The sequence below is a fragment of the Pseudomonas sp. NFACC41-3 genome (assembly GCF_900109505.1).
GTDB classification, from domain to species: domain Bacteria; phylum Pseudomonadota; class Gammaproteobacteria; order Pseudomonadales; family Pseudomonadaceae; genus Aquipseudomonas; species Aquipseudomonas chlororaphis.
The window spans coordinates 754869-769495 of record NZ_FOAE01000004.1; the positions used below are offsets into that span (position 1 = coordinate 754869).

Sequence of the window (14627 nt, forward strand, 5' to 3'; positions counted from 1 at the left end):
GAGAAGATTAAAAAACGATGGGGCGGAGAATATCGTTGAAAGACGATATGAATAAGCGCGATCCAGGCAAAAAGCATTTGACCAATACGCACGAATAGGCGGCGGATTCGTGTCGTAGAATTTTTAAAACTCCCTTTACCCAGGAACGCAGCATGTCCGAACAGCACGGTTTTATCCTCCACGCCAAGACCCGCCCGGAAATGTCCGAGGCCTTCGAGGCGCTGTTTCGCGCCTATGTCGAACCCAGCCGCGCCGAACCCGGCTGCATCGAATACCACATGCTGCGCGACCAGCAGGACCCGAGCCTGTTCATCTTCTATGAGATCTGGGAATCCCAGGCGCACCTGGACGTGCACTCCAACCTGCCGCACATGAAGGCGTTCTTCGACAAGCGCATGGATTACCTGGAACGCGACTTCGATATCCGCCGCATCGACATGCTCAGCCCGTCGTCCGCTAGCCGTTGATTAACAGGTGAGCACCAAGCAACCCCAGGCCGCTGAAAAACACTCTCTTGAACAGCACGGCGCTGATGCGCCGGCGCAGTGCCTGGCCCAGCCACATGCCGAGCAGGGCCGGGATCAGCGCCAGCAGCGAAGCGCTGAGTTCGCCGCCGCCCAGGGCGCCGCGCCAGTACAGGCCGGCCGCCAGGGCCAGGGTCGAGACGGTGAACGACAGCCCCAGGGCCTGCACCAGTTCGTCCTTGTGCAGCCCCAAGGCCTGCAGATAAGGCACCGCCGGAATCACGAACACCCCGGTGGCCGAGGTGATGACGCCCGTCACCAGGCCACAGGCCGGGCCCAGCCAGCTTTCCATGCGTGGTCGCAGCCGCAGGGTCGGCAGCAGCAACCCGCTCAGGGCATAGAGCAATAACGCCGCCCCCAGCGCCCGCACCACCCAACGCCCACTGTCGATGCCCAGCCACCGGCTGCCCAGGCCAGTGCCGATAAAGATCGCCAGCAGCAGCGGCCACAAGCGCTTGAGCAATGTCCACAGATGCCCGCCGAACGCCAGCTGCCAGACATTGGTCAGGGTCGCCGGAATGATCAACAAAGCCGCAGCCTGCGTCGGCGCCATAGCCAGGCCGAGCAGGCCCATGGCGATGGTCGGCAGGCCGAGGCCGATCACGCCCTTGATCAAGCCGGCCAGGACAAAGGTGCCGATCACCAGCAAAGACAGGAGCAAACCGAGGTTCTGGTAAAACGCGAGGGAAGTGTTCATGGCGCTATCCTGCGCTCTCGATGGTGGGCTGAAAATCTGCCATATACTGAGGCAGCCTCTTGTCTGGCGAGAGGCTTTGGATTTTCAGCGGCTGTGATGACCCTATCGCGAGCAAGCTCGCTCCTACATCGAAGGGTGTTGCCCCTGTAGGAGCGAGCTTGCTCGCGATAGCCGCACAGCGGCGCTATCAAGGACACCCTCATGCACTTCGACCTGACCGACCTGCGCCTGTACCTGAACATCCTCGACGCCGGCAATATCACCGCCGGCGCCAGCCGCAGCCATTTGTCCCTGGCCGCGGCCAGCGCACGAATCCGCGCCATGGAGGCATCCCTGGGCACCGAGTTCCTGCAGCGCGGCCGCCGTGGCGTGAGCCCGACGCCCGCCGGCAAGGCCCTGGCCCAGCACGCGCGCGGCCTGCTGCAACAGGCCGAGCACCTGCGCCAGGACCTGGCCGAATACGCCCGGGGCGTCAAAGGCCAGGTGCGCCTGTTGTGCAACACCACGGCGATCACCGAATACCTGCCGGAGCCGCTGGCGGACTTTCTCTGCGCCCACCCCAACCTCGACATCGACCTGCAGGAACTGCCCAGCCTGCGCATCACCCACGCCCTGCGCCAGGGCGCGGCGGACCTGGGGATAGTCTCCGACGCGGTGGATACCCAGGACCTGCAGACCCTGGCGTTTCGCGACGACCCGCTGGTGCTGGTCCTGCCTGCCCACCACCCGCTGGCGGACGGCCGGGCGGTGAGTTTCAGCGACAGCCTGCACCACGACTATGTCGGCCTCGCCGCCCACAGCGCCCTGGCCGTGTACCTGGAAGAACAGGCCTTGCACCTGGGGCTGCGGATGCCGATCCGCATCCGCGCCGACGGCTTCGACGGAGTCATGCGCATGGTCGCCCGGGGCGCCGGGCTGGCGGTGGTGCCCCGGGCCGCCGTCGAACGCCGGGGGCCGGATGCATCGCTCAACGTGCTGCCGCTGGTGGAGGCCTGGGCGCAACGCAAGCTGCTGCTCTGCGCCCGCGACTTCAACGCCCTACCACCCTACGCCAAGGCTCTCCTGGAAACCCTGAGCCCCTTGTAGGAGCCGCCGGTCGACGCTCGATTGCTCGCGATCCGCACAGCGGCCATGCACGGTGGCGACTCGGCGGACGCTATCGCGAGCAAGCTCGCTCCTACAGTGTTTTTGGCTCAGACCTTGGACAACGCCCCTGCCGGCGCCCGGGATTTCCTGAAGAACAGCCAGTACGCCAGGGTCAGGATCAGCAGGAACGGCACGCCGAACACCAGGGTCATCTTGAAGGCCTCGGTGAAGTAGGTGGTGATCATCACCGCCCCCATCAGCACCAGGCCCAGCAACGTGCTCCAGGGGAACAGGCGCATGCGGAACGACAGCTGTTGCTCGCCATGGCGCTGGTGGTAACGGCGGAAGCAGTAGTGCGTGAGGAAGATCATGAACCAGGTGAAGATCGCGCCGAACATCGAGATCGCCATCATCAGAGTGAACGAGCTTTCCGGGTACAGCACGTTGATCAGGGTCGCCAGGCCGATGCCCGAGCTGGACAGCAGCAAGGCGTTCAACGGGATGCCGCTCTTGCTCAGGGCGCCCATGGACTTGGGCGCATAACCGCCGCGGGACAGGCTGAACATCATGCGCGTGGTGATGTACAGCTGGCTGTTCATCGCCGACAGCGCGGCGATCAGGATCACGAAGTTCATCACCCCGGTGGCGCCGGGAATGCCGATGGTCTGCATCACCGTGACGAACGGGCTCTGCGCCTTGCCGGCCTGGACCCAGGGCACGATGGCCAGCATCAGCGCCAGGGTCAGCAGGTAGAACACCACCAGCCGCACCATGGTCGCGCGAAAGGCCTTTTTCACCGCCCGCTGCGGGTCCTCGGCTTCGCCGGCGGCCACCGCGATCATCTCCACGCTCAGGTAGCTGAAGATCGAAACGATCACCGCGATCCACATGCCCTGCACACCGTGGGGGAAAAAGCCGCCGTGGGCGGTGTAATTGTGCAGGCCGTAGTCGGCATTGCCGGAGCCGAACACCACGTACACCGCGAGGATGATGAAGCCGACAATGGCGGCGATCTTGATGGTGGAGAACCAGTACTCGAAGTTGCCGAAGGTTTTCACGCTGATGGCGTTGAGCAGGATCAGCACGCTGGAGAACGAGACGATCCACACCCATTCCGGCACGTGGGCGAACCAGTACTTCATGTACATGGCGATGGCCGTGACCTCGGCGCCGACCGCCAGCACGATGGCCGCCCAATAGGCATAGCGCACCAGGAACCCGGCCAGCGGGCTGATGTAGAACTCGGCGTAGGCGCCGAAGGAGCCGGAGGTGGAATGGGCCACGGTCATTTCCGCCAGGCAGCCCATCAGCAGCAGGGTGATCAGCGCGCCGATGGCGTAGCTGAGCAGCACGCTGGGCCCGGCGTAACCGATGGCGTAGGCGCTGCCCATGAACAGGCCGGTGCCGATCGCCCCGCCGATGGCGATCATGCTCATCTGCCCGGCCGTGAGCTGGCGCCTGAGGCCATGCTCACGCTTGGATATGGCTTCAAAGCCGGTGTTATCGTTCATGTTTCTGTCCTCTGAATATTGTCTTTCTTGAAGAGAGCACATCGTTGGGGGTGATGCCTGGGGCCGTCATATGCGGCAGCGAATGGATCAGAAAATACTCAGCGGATATTCGATAATGAGTCGAACTTCATTGTTGTCGGTGGTATCCGCTCGAGCCACTTGGCTGGTTGAACGCAGCGAGCCCTGGCGCACTCGCAGCGACAGGTCCTTGGCCTTGCCGGACTGCACGATGTAGCGCGCTTCAATGTCCCGTTCCCAGCGTTTTCCGTCGCTACCGTAACGGCCATAGGCGCCATTGACGCCACCGTCATAGTGGCTGTCGTCGATATGATCGCCGCTGACATACCGCGACATGAAACTCAGCCCCGGCACACCGAAAGGCGCCATGTCCAAGTCATATCGCAGTTGCCAGGAACGTTCGTTGGGTGCGTTGAAATCAACGATCTGTATTGAGTTGGCGAGAAAGATCGAGGTGCCCGGCTGCTGATCGAACCCCAGATAATCGAACGGCTCATCGCCATCGACGCGTTGATAGGCCAAGGTCAAGCGATGTGCGCCGACCTTGTAGGAACCGGCCAGCGACCAGGTGGTATTGTCGATCTTCCCGGCCAGGCTCTGGCCGGTGTCGTTGGTGCGGTAGATATTGAAGTCAAGGTTCAGCGACTGGCTTGCGCTGACTGGGTAGGTGTAGCTGGCATTGGCATAGTACTGCCGCCAGATATCGGTGAACTGCGAGCCGTACAGGCTGACGCTTAACTGGTCGTTCAGGCTATAGACGCCACCCAGGTAATCGACGCTGCGGGTTTCCACGCCGGCATACAAGGCTTTGAGGGCGCCGTCGTCATTGGTCGATGCACTGTCGTTGCCTGAAGTGAAGTGCCCGGCGTCGAGCAGCAGGCCGTTCAACTCGCTGCTGGTCAGTTGAAAGCCGTTAGCCTGTTGGGTGAACAGTCGCGCGTTGCCCGTGCCGAACACCGGGTTGAGCGGTGTCAGGTTGCCGTATTTGAGTTCGGTTTTCGAGATCCGCATCTTGAGCGCACCGCCCGCTTCGGAGTATTCATCCTCGGCGCGACCGTCGGAGTCGAGTGGCAACAAACCCGTACCGCTACGCCCCTTGCCGCTGTCGAGTTTAATCCCCACCTGCGCGAAGGCGTCGATGCCGAAGCCCACGGTTCCCTGGGTATAGCCGGATCGGTAATCCAGCAGGACCCCATGAGCCCACTCGTTCCGATAATTCTGGGCGCCGGGGTTGTTGAGGTTGTTGCGATAGAAATAGAAGTTGCGGTTAGTCAGGGTCAGGCTGCTGTCTTCGACGAATCCATGGTCGGAGGCGGCATACGCCAGTTGGCCGAGACAAGTACTGATGGCAAGCGGCAAGGCTGACCAGAGGGGCGGCTTCATTCTGCATGTTCCTTATTATTATGTTTTCTCAGAACGCTTTATTGGAGGCGACCGAAGCCCCGCCGCCGAAAAAATCGCCACGGCAGGACAACGAGGCCAGGGGTATCAGGTGACGCTGTGGCGCACCTGGAACTGCGCTTGGGACCAGGTTTTCTGGTCGAGGATTTCACCGAGGATCTGCACCGCGTCCCAGACTTCGCTGAAGCGGGTGTACAGCGGCGTGAAGCCGAAGCGCATGATCCGCGGTTCGCGGTAGTCGCCGATCACGCCCCGGGCGATCAGGGCCTGGATCACCGCATAACCTTCGGGGTGTTCGAAGCTGACATGGCTGCCGCGCTTGTCGTGTTCGCGCGGGGTGACCAGCTTCAGGCCATGGGCCGCGCAGCGCCGTTCCACCAGTTCGATGAACAGGTCGGTCAAGGCCAAAGACTTGCGCCGCAGGCTGGCCATGTCGGTCTGCTCGAAGATCTCCAGGCCGCACTCGACCATGGCCAGCGACGTAATCGGCTGGGTGCCGCACAGGTAGCGGGCGATGCCGCTGCTCGGCTGGTATTGCACGTCCATGTCGAACTGCCGCGCATGGCCGAACCAGCCGGCCAACGGCTGCCTGACCAGGTCGCAGACGGCCGGCGAGACCCAGGCGAAGGCTTGCGAGCCCGGGCCGCCGTTGAGGTATTTGTAGGTGCAGCCGATGGCGTAGTCGGCGCCGGCCTGCTTCAGGTCCACCGGCACCGCGCCGGCGGAGTGGGCCAGGTCCCACAGGCTCAGCGCGCCGCATTCGTGGGTCAGCGCGGTCACCGCCTGCATGTCGTGCATGTAGCCGGTCTTGTAGTTGACGTGGGTCAGCATGACCACCGCGGTGTCTTCGCCAATGGCCTGGGGCAACTCCTCGGGGCTGTCCACCAGGCGCAGGGAATAACCCTGCTGCAGCATCTCGGTCAGGCCTTCGGCGATGTACAGGTCGCTGGGAAAGTTGCTGCTCTCGCTGACGATCACCCGCCGCTGCGGTGCCTTGAGCGCCTGCACCCGCAAGGCGGCGCTGAGCACCTTGAACAGGTTGATCGAGGTGGTGTCGGTGATCACCACTTCGTTGGCATCGGCGCCGATCAGTTTGGCCAGGCGGTCGCCCAGGCGCTGCGACAGGTCGCGCCAGCCGGCAGCGTTCCAGCTGCGGATCAGGCCATTGCCCCATTCCTCGGCAATCACCTGTTGCGCCCGTTGCAGGGCCGCGACCGGGCGGGCGCCGAGGGAGTTGCCGTCGAGATAGATCACCCCGTCGGGCAGCGCGAACTGGTTGCGCAACGGTGCCAGCGGGTCCTGTGCGTCGAGGGCCAGGCAGTGGTTTCTTGTTGTCATGGGAAGTCCTGTTTTTCACTAAGGCATGCGGCGGCACACGCCATGCCAGGGGCGGCATCGGCGGCTGCGCGGTGAAGAAATAATGAACGAAGCCCTGGAGAATTTTCGTGCAAAATGCGCTATGAGAGCGGCATAGTCTCGAAGATTATTCGACTACAACTTAAAAAAACGCGGATAAATGCCAACCATGATTCTCGACTCTACAGACCTGCGAATCCTGCACTTCCTGCAACAGGACGGCCGTATCAGCAACCAGGAGCTGGCGGAGAAAGTCGCCCTCTCGCCCTCGGCCTGCCTGCGTCGCCTGCGCCTGCTGGAGGGCGAAGGCATCATCAGCGGCTATCGCGCGGTATTGAATGCGGAGCGTTTGGGGATCGAGCTGGAGGCCATCGTTCATGTGTCGCTGCGCCAGGACGTGGCGGACTGGCACGAGACCTTTATCAAGAAGGTCCAGCAGTGGCCGGAAGTGGTGACCGCCTATGTGGTCACCGGCGCCAGCAACTATGTGCTGCGGGTCCAGGCGCGCAACCTCAAGCACTTCTCGGATTTCATCGTCAATCACCTGAACCGCACGTCCGGGGTCACCGACATCCGCTCGGAAATCGTCCTGCAGAAAATCAAGGAACAGGACGGCCTGCTGGACCTGGTGCTGCGCAAGTAGGCTTGCCTAGAAACCACCCAGGCGCCGCGCGTCGTGGCGCTGCAGGGTGACGCTGGGCGACTCGCCGAACAGCTTGCGGTATTCGGCGGAGAACCGCCCCAGATGGCTGAAGCCCCAGCCCAGGGCGATCTCGGAAATGGTCCGCGCCGAGCCGTGTTCGAGGATCTCCTGGCGCACCGCGTTGAGCCGGTACTTCTTCAGGTAGACCATCGGCGACAGGGCGAAATACTTCTTGAAGGCCTCGAACAGCTTGAAGCGCGAAACCCCGGCGGCGGCTTCCAGGTCTTCCAGGCCCAGCGGTTCGCGGGCGTTGGCGTGAATGTACTGGCGGGCGCGGACCAGGTAGTGGGGCAACTTGACCTCCAGCACCTCGCGCAGCTCCTCCGAGTAGTTGTTCGGCTGGGCCAGGATCAGGCCCTTGATCAAGGAGCTTTCCAGGTCCCGGGTGAAGGCCAGCTGTTCGTACAGCTCGCTGCTGCGCTCCAGCTCGGCGATGAAATACCGCGCCATGCGCCACCAGGACGCCGACGCCCCCTCCACCGCATCCATCACCGCCTCGAAGCGCAGCGGCGCTTGCGGCGGGCGTTGCAGCAAGGCTTCGAGGGCCTCGCTCATGGCCGCCCGGGTAATCACCACCTGGACTTTGCGGCAGTCGCCGGAGATCGCCAGCATCTGGCTTTCATTGGGCGCGATGATCACCCCCTGGTCGCGGTTGGAACGCAGCAGCCGGCCGTCCTTGCTCAGCTCCTGATCGCCGCTCAGCGGCAGGCTCAGGCTGTAGCTGCTGAAGCGCTCGGCGTCTTCGATATCGATGGTGACGTCGGTGCCATATTCGATGGTGCCCAGGGTCGTGGCCCGCGACTTGAATACGTTGGCGCTGTGGTGAAAGCGGATGCGCTCGGGGGTGCTGGTCTCGAGCCGATGCGGCCCGCAAATGCCAGACATCCAGCTTCTCGCCCCCTCAAGGTCGTAACGATCGATACGAATATCGCGAAACTGCGAATCAGCCTTGCTATTCATCACGGCGCACCCACGGCAATATTTTTTTTGCGCGCTCTGACGGCGCGTCTGATTTGAAGTAGTGACCTGCAAGAGCAAGTTTTGCGCCACCGCCCGGCACTGCCAACCGACTGGATAGCAATCGCCGACTAAGTGGATAGAACCCGTCCACCCGGTGCGCAAAACCCACGCAAGACTGCGCCAAACAGTAGCTCATCGCGACATCGCGGTGCAGCCGTTGATCGCCTGCCACCCAGGCCCTGGGTATTTCCACCACACCCGAACGCCGCCCCCGTAGCCGCTGCCGCAGGCTGCGATCGACGACGCAGTCGTCGCAAGACCTGAGCCCGCGATCCTCCTGAAACACCGCGATACCCGGTTTGCGCCTGCTGCGCCCGAACGCGGACCGAGCCGATCGCAGCCTGCGGCAGCGGCTACAGATGAACGTGGCCATGCAATTTTGTGGATGGCCTTGACCGACTAAGCGGATAGCCACCCCTGCCCCGCACTCTCTCTAATGCATGCACCGATTGGCCTGAACAAGAAAGGTACTCACTCATGAGTGGTGCAAGAAACACAGAACAATGGAAAAGCTTCATCGACGGCTGCCTGGATTTTCGTCCGGACGACGGTGTATTCCGCATCGCCCGGGACATGTTCACCGAGCCCGAGCTGTTCGACCTGGAGATGGAACTGATCTTCGAGAAGAACTGGATCTACGCCTGCCACGAAAGCGAGCTGGCCAACAACCACGACTTCGTCACCATGCGCGCCGGGCGCCAGCCGATGATCATCACCCGCGACGGCGAAGGCCGGCTCAACGCGCTGATCAACGCCTGCCAGCACCGCGGCACCACCCTGACCCGGCTCGGCAAGGGCAACCAGTCCACCTTCACCTGTCCGTTCCACGCCTGGTGCTACAAGAGCGACGGGCGCCTGGTGAAGGTCAAGGCGCCGGGGGAATACCCCGAAGGCTTCGACAAGGCCACCCGCGGCCTGAAGAAGGCCCGCATCGACAGCTACAAGGGCTTCGTCTTCATCAGCCTCGATGTCCACGCCGACAACTCCCTGGAGGACTTCCTCGGCGACGCCAAGGTGTTCTTCGACATGATGGTCGCCCAGTCGCCCACCGGTGAACTGGAAGTCCTGCCCGGCAAGTCCGCCTACACCTACGACGGCAACTGGAAACTGCAGAACGAGAACGGCCTCGACGGTTATCACGTGAGCACCGTGCACTACAACTACGTGGCCACGGTGCAGCACCGCCAGCAGGTCAACAGCGAGAACGGCGGCGCCAGCGCCACCCTCGACTACAGCAAGCTCGGCGCCGGCGACGCCAACACCGACGACGGCTGGTTCGCCTTCAACAACGGCCACAGCGTGCTGTTCAGCGACATGCCCAACCCCGCGGTGCGCTCCGGCTACGCCACCATCATGCCGCGGCTGGTGGAAGAGTACGGCCAGGAAAAAGCCGAATGGATGATGCACCGCCTGCGCAACCTCAACGTCTACCCGAGCCTGTTCTTCCTCGACCAGATCAGCTCGCAGCTGCGGATCATCCGCCCGCTGGCCTGGAACAAGACCGAGATCATCAGCCAGTGCATCGGGGTCAAGGGCGAGTCCGACGCCGACCGGGAAAACCGCATCCGCCAGTTCGAGGACTTCTTCAACGTCTCGGGCATGGGCACCCCCGACGACCTGGTGGAATTCCGCGAAGCCCAGCGCGGTTTCCAGGGCCGCCTGGAACGCTGGAGCGACATCTCCCGCGGCAGCCACCGCTGGGCAACCGGGCCGACCCGCAACAGCGAAGCCATCGGCATCCAGCCAGCCATGACCGGCACCGAATTCACCCACGAAGGGCTGTACGTCAACCAGCACCGCAACTGGCAGAGATTCCTCCTCGACGGACTGGCCCGGCAATCCCTGAAACTGCGTGAGGTGTGAACATGAGTGCGCAACTGCAATACCGTATCGAGCAGTTTTTCTACCGCAAGTCCGAGCTGTGCGACGCCCAGGACTGGGACGCCTACCTCGAACTCTTCGACCCGCAGAGCGAGTTCCACCTGCCGCAGTGGGACTCCGAGCATGTCTACACCACCGACCCCAAACGCGGCATGTCGCTGATCTACTACGCCAACCGCTCGGGCCTGGAAGACCGGGTGTTCCGCCTGCGTACCGGCAAGGCCGCCTCGACCATTCCGATGCCGCGCACCCTGCACAACATCAGCAACGTGCGAATCGCCGAGCTGGCCGACGGCAGCCTGCAAGTACGGCTGAACTGGCACACGCTGTTCTATCGCCTGGCCACCGCCGAGCAGTTCTTCGGCCATGCCACCTACAGCCTCAAGGCCCACGGCGACAGCTGGCTGATCACCCGCAAGCATGTGCTGCTGCTCAACGACACCATCAACTCGGTGCTCGATTTCTACCACCTCTGACGGAGACCGGGCATGAACCACAAGGTCGCGTTCAGCTTTGCCGACGGCAAGACGCTGTTCTTCCCTGTAAACGCCAACGAAATACTGCTCGACGCCGCCCTGCGCAACGGCATCAAGATTCCCCTCGACTGCCGCGAGGGTGTCTGCGGCACCTGCCAGGGCCGTTGCGAATCGGGCACCTACAGCCAGGACTACGTGGACGAGGAAGCCCTCTCCAGCGCCGACCTGGAGCAGCGCAAGATGCTCAGTTGCCAGACCCGGGTGCAGTCCGATGCCACCTTCTACTTCGACTTCGATTCCAGCCTGTGCAGCGCCGCGGGGCCCGCACAGCTCGGCGCCACAGTCAGCGCAGTGCGCCAGGTCTCCGACAGCACGGCGATCCTGCAACTGCAGCTCGACGAGGGTCAGGCGGCGCTGGACTTCCTGCCGGGGCAATACGCCCGGCTGTCGGTCCCCGGTACGTCGAGCAAACGCTCCTACTCGTTCGCCAACCGTTCGGGCAGCCAGCAGCTGCAATTCCTCTTGCGCCTGCTGCCCGACGGGGCGATGAGCAATTACATCCGCGAACGCTGCCAGGTCGGCGACCGCATCGAGCTGGAGGCGCCCTTGGGCGCCTTCTACCTGCGCCATATCGTCCGGCCGCTGGTGCTGGTGGCCGGCGGCACCGGGCTGTCGGCGCTGCTGGCCATGCTCGAGCAACTGGTCGCCGACGGCTGCACCCAGCCGGTGCACCTGTACTACGGGGTGCGCAACGTCGCCGATCTGTGCGAAACCGCGCGTATCGAGGCCTATGCCGGCCAACTGCCGGGCTTTCGCTACACTCCGGTGATCAGCGAGCCGACGGCGGACTGGCCGGGCAAGCGCGGTTATATCGCCGAGCATTTCGACTGCAGCGAACTGCGCGATGCTCCGGTGGACATGTACGTCTGCGGACCGCCACCGATGGTCGAGTCGATCAGGAACTGGTTGCAAGATCAGCAACTTGAGAGCGTTCAGCTGTATTACGAGAAGTTCACCGAGAGTAATATCTGATCCGTCCGCCGTCAGCCGCGATCTGGCCGCGAATACGGACAGATCCGATAACAATGAGAAGAGAGCGTGATTAGTGGATGAGATCCTGAAACCCGGCGAACTCAAGCGTGGCTTGAAGAATCGCCATATCCAGCTGATTGCCCTGGGCGGGGCGATCGGCACCGGACTGTTCCTGGGCTCCGCCGGCGTGCTCAAGTCCGCCGGCCCTTCGATGATCCTCGGTTATGCGATAGCCGGGTTCATCGCCTTCCTGATCATGCGCCAGCTCGGCGAAATGATCGTCGAGGAACCGGTGGCCGGGTCCTTCAGCCACTTCGCGCACAAATACTGGGGCGGTTACTTCGGCTTTCTCGCCGGCTGGAACTATTGGGTGCTGTACGTGCTGGTGGGCATGGCCGAACTCACGGCCGTGGGCAAGTACGTGCAGTTCTGGTGGCCGGAAATCCCGTCCTGGGTCAGCGCGGCGGTGTTCTTCGTGCTGGTCAACCTGATCAACATGATGAACGTGAAGTTCTTCGGCGAAGCCGAGTTCTGGTTCGCCATTATCAAGGTGGTGGCCATCATCGGCATGATCGCCCTGGGCTGCTACATGCTGGCCAGCGGTAGCGGCGGCCCGCAGGCGGCGGTGAGCAACCTGTGGAGCCACGGCGGGTTCTTCCCCAATGGCGGCACCGGCCTGCTGATGGCCATGGCCTTCATCATGTTCTCCTTCGGCGGCCTGGAATTGGTGGGCATCACCGCCGCCGAGGCCAGCGAGCCGCGCAAGGTAATCCCCAAGGCAATCAACCAGGTGGTGTACCGGGTGCTGATCTTCTACGTCGGCGCCCTCACCGTGCTGCTGTCGCTGTACCCCTGGGACCAGTTGCTGCAGACCCTCAACGCTTCCGGCGACTCCTACAGCGGCAGCCCGTTCGTGCAGATCTTTGCCCTGATCGGCAGCGACACCGCGGCGCACATCCTCAACTTCGTGGTCCTGACCGCGGCGCTCTCGGTGTACAACAGCGGCGTGTACTGCAACAGCCGCATGCTTTACGGCCTGGCCGAACAGGGCGACGCGCCCAGGGCGATGATGAAGCTGAACAAGCAGGGCGTGCCATTGCTGGCCCTGGGCGTCTCGGCGCTGATCACCCTGCTCTGCGTGGTGGTCAACTACCTGGCGCCGCAGGAAGCGCTGGAACTGTTGATGGCCCTGGTCGTCGCGTCCCTGATGATCAACTGGGCGCTGATCAGCCTGACCCACCTGAAGTTCCGCAAGTCCATGGGCCAGCAAGGCATAGTGCCGTCGTTCAAGACCTTCTGGTTTCCGTTCAGCAACTACCTGTGCCTGGCCTTCATGCTGATGATCGTCAGCGTGATGCTGATGATTCCCGGCATCCGGGTGTCGGTCTACGCCATCCCGGTGTGGGTTGCGCTGATCTGGGCGTTCTACCGCATGCGGGTGGCCAGGTCCGGCGCTCGCGCGGTGGCCTGACAACGGCGGCACCTGCCCCCGTAGCCGCTGCCGAGCCCCGCGAGGCTGCGATCGGGCGCGCAGCGGCCGCAAAACAGGCGACCGTGTTCAGCCTGTCCCACCGCAGTGGCCGGTTTTACGGCGCCTGCGGAGCCGATCGCAGGCTGCGCCAGCGGCTACAGAATACGAGGAAACCTTGTAGCCGCTGCCGAGCCCCGCGAGGCTACGATCGGGCGCGCAGCGGCCGCAAAGCAGGCGACCGTGTTCGGCCTGTCCCACCGCAGTGACCGGTTTTACGGCGCCTGCGGAGCCGATCGCAGGCTGCGCCAGCGGCTACAGAAAACGAGGAAACCTTGTAGCCGCTGCCGAGCCCCGCGAGGCTGCGATCGGGCGCGCAGCGGCCGTAAAACAGGCGACCGTGTTCAGCCTGTCCCACCGCAGTGACCGGTTTTACGGCGCCTGCGGAGCCGATCGCAGGCTGCGCCAGCGGCTACAGCTCGGCATAAACAAAAAGGCCCGGCATTCGATGAATGCCGGGCCTTTTTGTTGGCTTGCCGCTTATAGCGTCGAACGTACGCGCCACAGCTCGGGGAACAGTACGGTGTCGAGCATCTTGCGCAGGTAGCCGACGCCTTCGGTGCCGCCGGTGCCGGGCTGGAAGCCGATGATGCGCTCCACCGTGGTCACATGGCGGAAGCGCCACTGGCGGAAGGAGTCTTCCAGGTCGATGAACTTCTCCGCCAACTGGTACAGGTCCCAGTAGCGCGACGGGTCGGTGTAGACCTCGCGCCAGGCCGCCTCCACCGACGGGTCATGCTGGGTCGGCGCCTGGCTGTTCAGGGCCAGGCGCTCGGGGTCGATGGCCAGCCCGGCCTTGGCCATCAGGCCGATGGCTTCGTCGTACAGCGACGGCGTGGCGATCGCCAGCTCCAGTTCCTTGAGCAGTTCCGGACGATGGGCATGGGGGCGCAGCAGGGTCGCGCTCTTGTTGCCGAGGATGAACTCGATCTCGCGGTACTGGAACGACTGGAAACCCGACGAGTGCCCCAGGTACGGGCGGATCGACTTGTACTCGGACGGGGTCATGGTCGCCAGCACCGCCCAGGCGTGCACCAGCTGGTCGAAGATCCGCGACACCCGCGCCAGCATCTTGAACGCCGGTGGCAGCTGCCCCTGATGCACGTGCTCGCGAGCCGCCTTGAGCTCGTGCAGCATCAGTTTCATCCACAGCTCCGAAGTCTGGTGCTGGATGATGAAGAGCATTTCGTTGTGGTCCGGCGACAAGGGGTGCTGGGCATTGAGGATGCGCCCCAGGTCCAGGTAGTCGCCGTAGCTCATGGAGTCGGAAAAATTCAGCTCGGCGTTATGCCAGTTGTCGGGCGGCGGGTTGTTCGAATAGGGACATTGACTCATCGCGTGGGCTCCTCATGTCAGGTCGCGGCCGGTCGATCACCCGGCGCCGGCCTTGATCG

13 protein-coding genes are annotated in these 14627 nt (G+C 63.2%); 7 read left to right on the plus strand and 6 right to left on the minus strand.

The window, feature by feature from the left end:
* Window positions 1–152 precede the first annotated feature (152 nt).
* On the plus strand, window positions 153–467 hold the full coding sequence (locus tag BMY68_RS21560) for a putative quinol monooxygenase (protein WP_016704181.1): 315 nt from the start codon (window positions 153–155) through the stop codon (window positions 465–467).
* Here the strand turns inward: BMY68_RS21560 and BMY68_RS21565 are convergent.
* Complete coding sequence (locus BMY68_RS21565) at window positions 457–1221, minus strand: sulfite exporter TauE/SafE family protein (protein ID WP_085529776.1); 765 nt, start codon at window positions 1219–1221, stop codon at window positions 457–459. The two genes, BMY68_RS21560 and BMY68_RS21565, sit on opposite strands and share 11 nt — an antisense overlap.
* A 201-nt stretch (window positions 1222–1422) precedes the next feature.
* Here BMY68_RS21565 and BMY68_RS21570 point away from each other — a divergent pair, with 201 nt between their 5' ends.
* A complete protein-coding gene (locus tag BMY68_RS21570; RefSeq protein ID WP_009042063.1) occupies window positions 1423–2307 on the plus strand; it encodes a LysR substrate-binding domain-containing protein in 885 nt (294 codons plus the stop codon).
* Between the two features lie 107 nt (window positions 2308–2414).
* Here the strand turns inward: BMY68_RS21570 and BMY68_RS21575 are convergent, their stop codons facing one another.
* The 3 genes from BMY68_RS21575 to kynU all read right to left on the minus strand — a co-directional run bounded on the left by BMY68_RS21575 (window position 2415) and on the right by kynU (window position 6575).
* Entirely contained in the window at window positions 2415–3818 is a 1404-nt protein-coding gene (locus BMY68_RS21575; protein WP_085529775.1) for an amino acid permease, read from the minus strand.
* An 87-nt stretch (window positions 3819–3905) separates the two neighbouring features.
* Window positions 3906–5219 carry an OprD family porin gene (locus BMY68_RS21580; RefSeq protein ID WP_085529774.1) on the minus strand — a complete coding sequence of 438 codons (1314 nt, stop codon included), beginning with the start codon at window positions 5217–5219 and terminating at the stop codon, window positions 3906–3908.
* A gap of 105 nt (window positions 5220–5324) precedes the next feature.
* Entirely contained in the window at window positions 5325–6575 is a 1251-nt protein-coding gene (kynU, locus tag BMY68_RS21585; protein WP_085529773.1) for a kynureninase, read from the minus strand.
* A 187-nt stretch (window positions 6576–6762) separates the two neighbouring features.
* Here kynU and BMY68_RS21590 point away from each other — a divergent pair, with 187 nt between their 5' ends.
* Window positions 6763–7236 (plus strand): Lrp/AsnC family transcriptional regulator, encoded by a 474-nt coding sequence (locus BMY68_RS21590; protein ID WP_007927404.1) that lies wholly within the window; start codon window positions 6763–6765, stop codon window positions 7234–7236.
* A gap of 6 nt (window positions 7237–7242) precedes the next feature.
* Here BMY68_RS21590 and BMY68_RS21595 read toward each other — a convergent pair whose 3' ends face one another.
* Complete coding sequence (locus tag BMY68_RS21595) at window positions 7243–8256, minus strand: AraC family transcriptional regulator (protein ID WP_085529772.1); 1014 nt, start codon at window positions 8254–8256, stop codon at window positions 7243–7245.
* Window positions 8257–8793: 537 nt separating this feature from the next.
* Between BMY68_RS21595 and antA the strand changes: the two genes are divergently transcribed.
* The 4 genes from antA (at window position 8794) to BMY68_RS21615 (ending at window position 13176) form a co-directional block, all read left to right on the plus strand.
* A complete protein-coding gene (gene antA, locus BMY68_RS21600; RefSeq protein WP_062823737.1) occupies window positions 8794–10179 on the plus strand; it encodes an anthranilate 1,2-dioxygenase large subunit in 1386 nt (461 codons plus the stop codon).
* Between the two features lie 2 nt (window positions 10180–10181).
* Complete coding sequence (gene antB / locus BMY68_RS21605; RefSeq protein WP_062823738.1) at window positions 10182–10673, plus strand: anthranilate 1,2-dioxygenase small subunit; 492 nt, start codon at window positions 10182–10184, stop codon at window positions 10671–10673.
* 12 nt (window positions 10674–10685) lie between these two features.
* Complete coding sequence (gene antC, locus BMY68_RS21610) at window positions 10686–11705, plus strand: anthranilate 1,2-dioxygenase electron transfer component AntC (protein ID WP_009042056.1); 1020 nt, start codon at window positions 10686–10688, stop codon at window positions 11703–11705.
* Window positions 11706–11778: 73 nt separating this feature from the next.
* On the plus strand, window positions 11779–13176 hold the full coding sequence (locus BMY68_RS21615; protein ID WP_085529771.1) for an amino acid permease: 1398 nt from the start codon (window positions 11779–11781) through the stop codon (window positions 13174–13176).
* 537 nt (window positions 13177–13713) lie between these two features.
* On the opposite strand, the gene kynA is transcribed toward BMY68_RS21615, so the two are convergent.
* The gene (gene kynA, locus BMY68_RS21620; protein WP_053259555.1) at window positions 13714–14568 is read right to left on the minus strand and encodes a tryptophan 2,3-dioxygenase; all 855 of its coding nucleotides are present in this window, start codon (window positions 14566–14568) and stop codon (window positions 13714–13716) included.
* Window positions 14569–14627 lie beyond the last annotated feature (59 nt).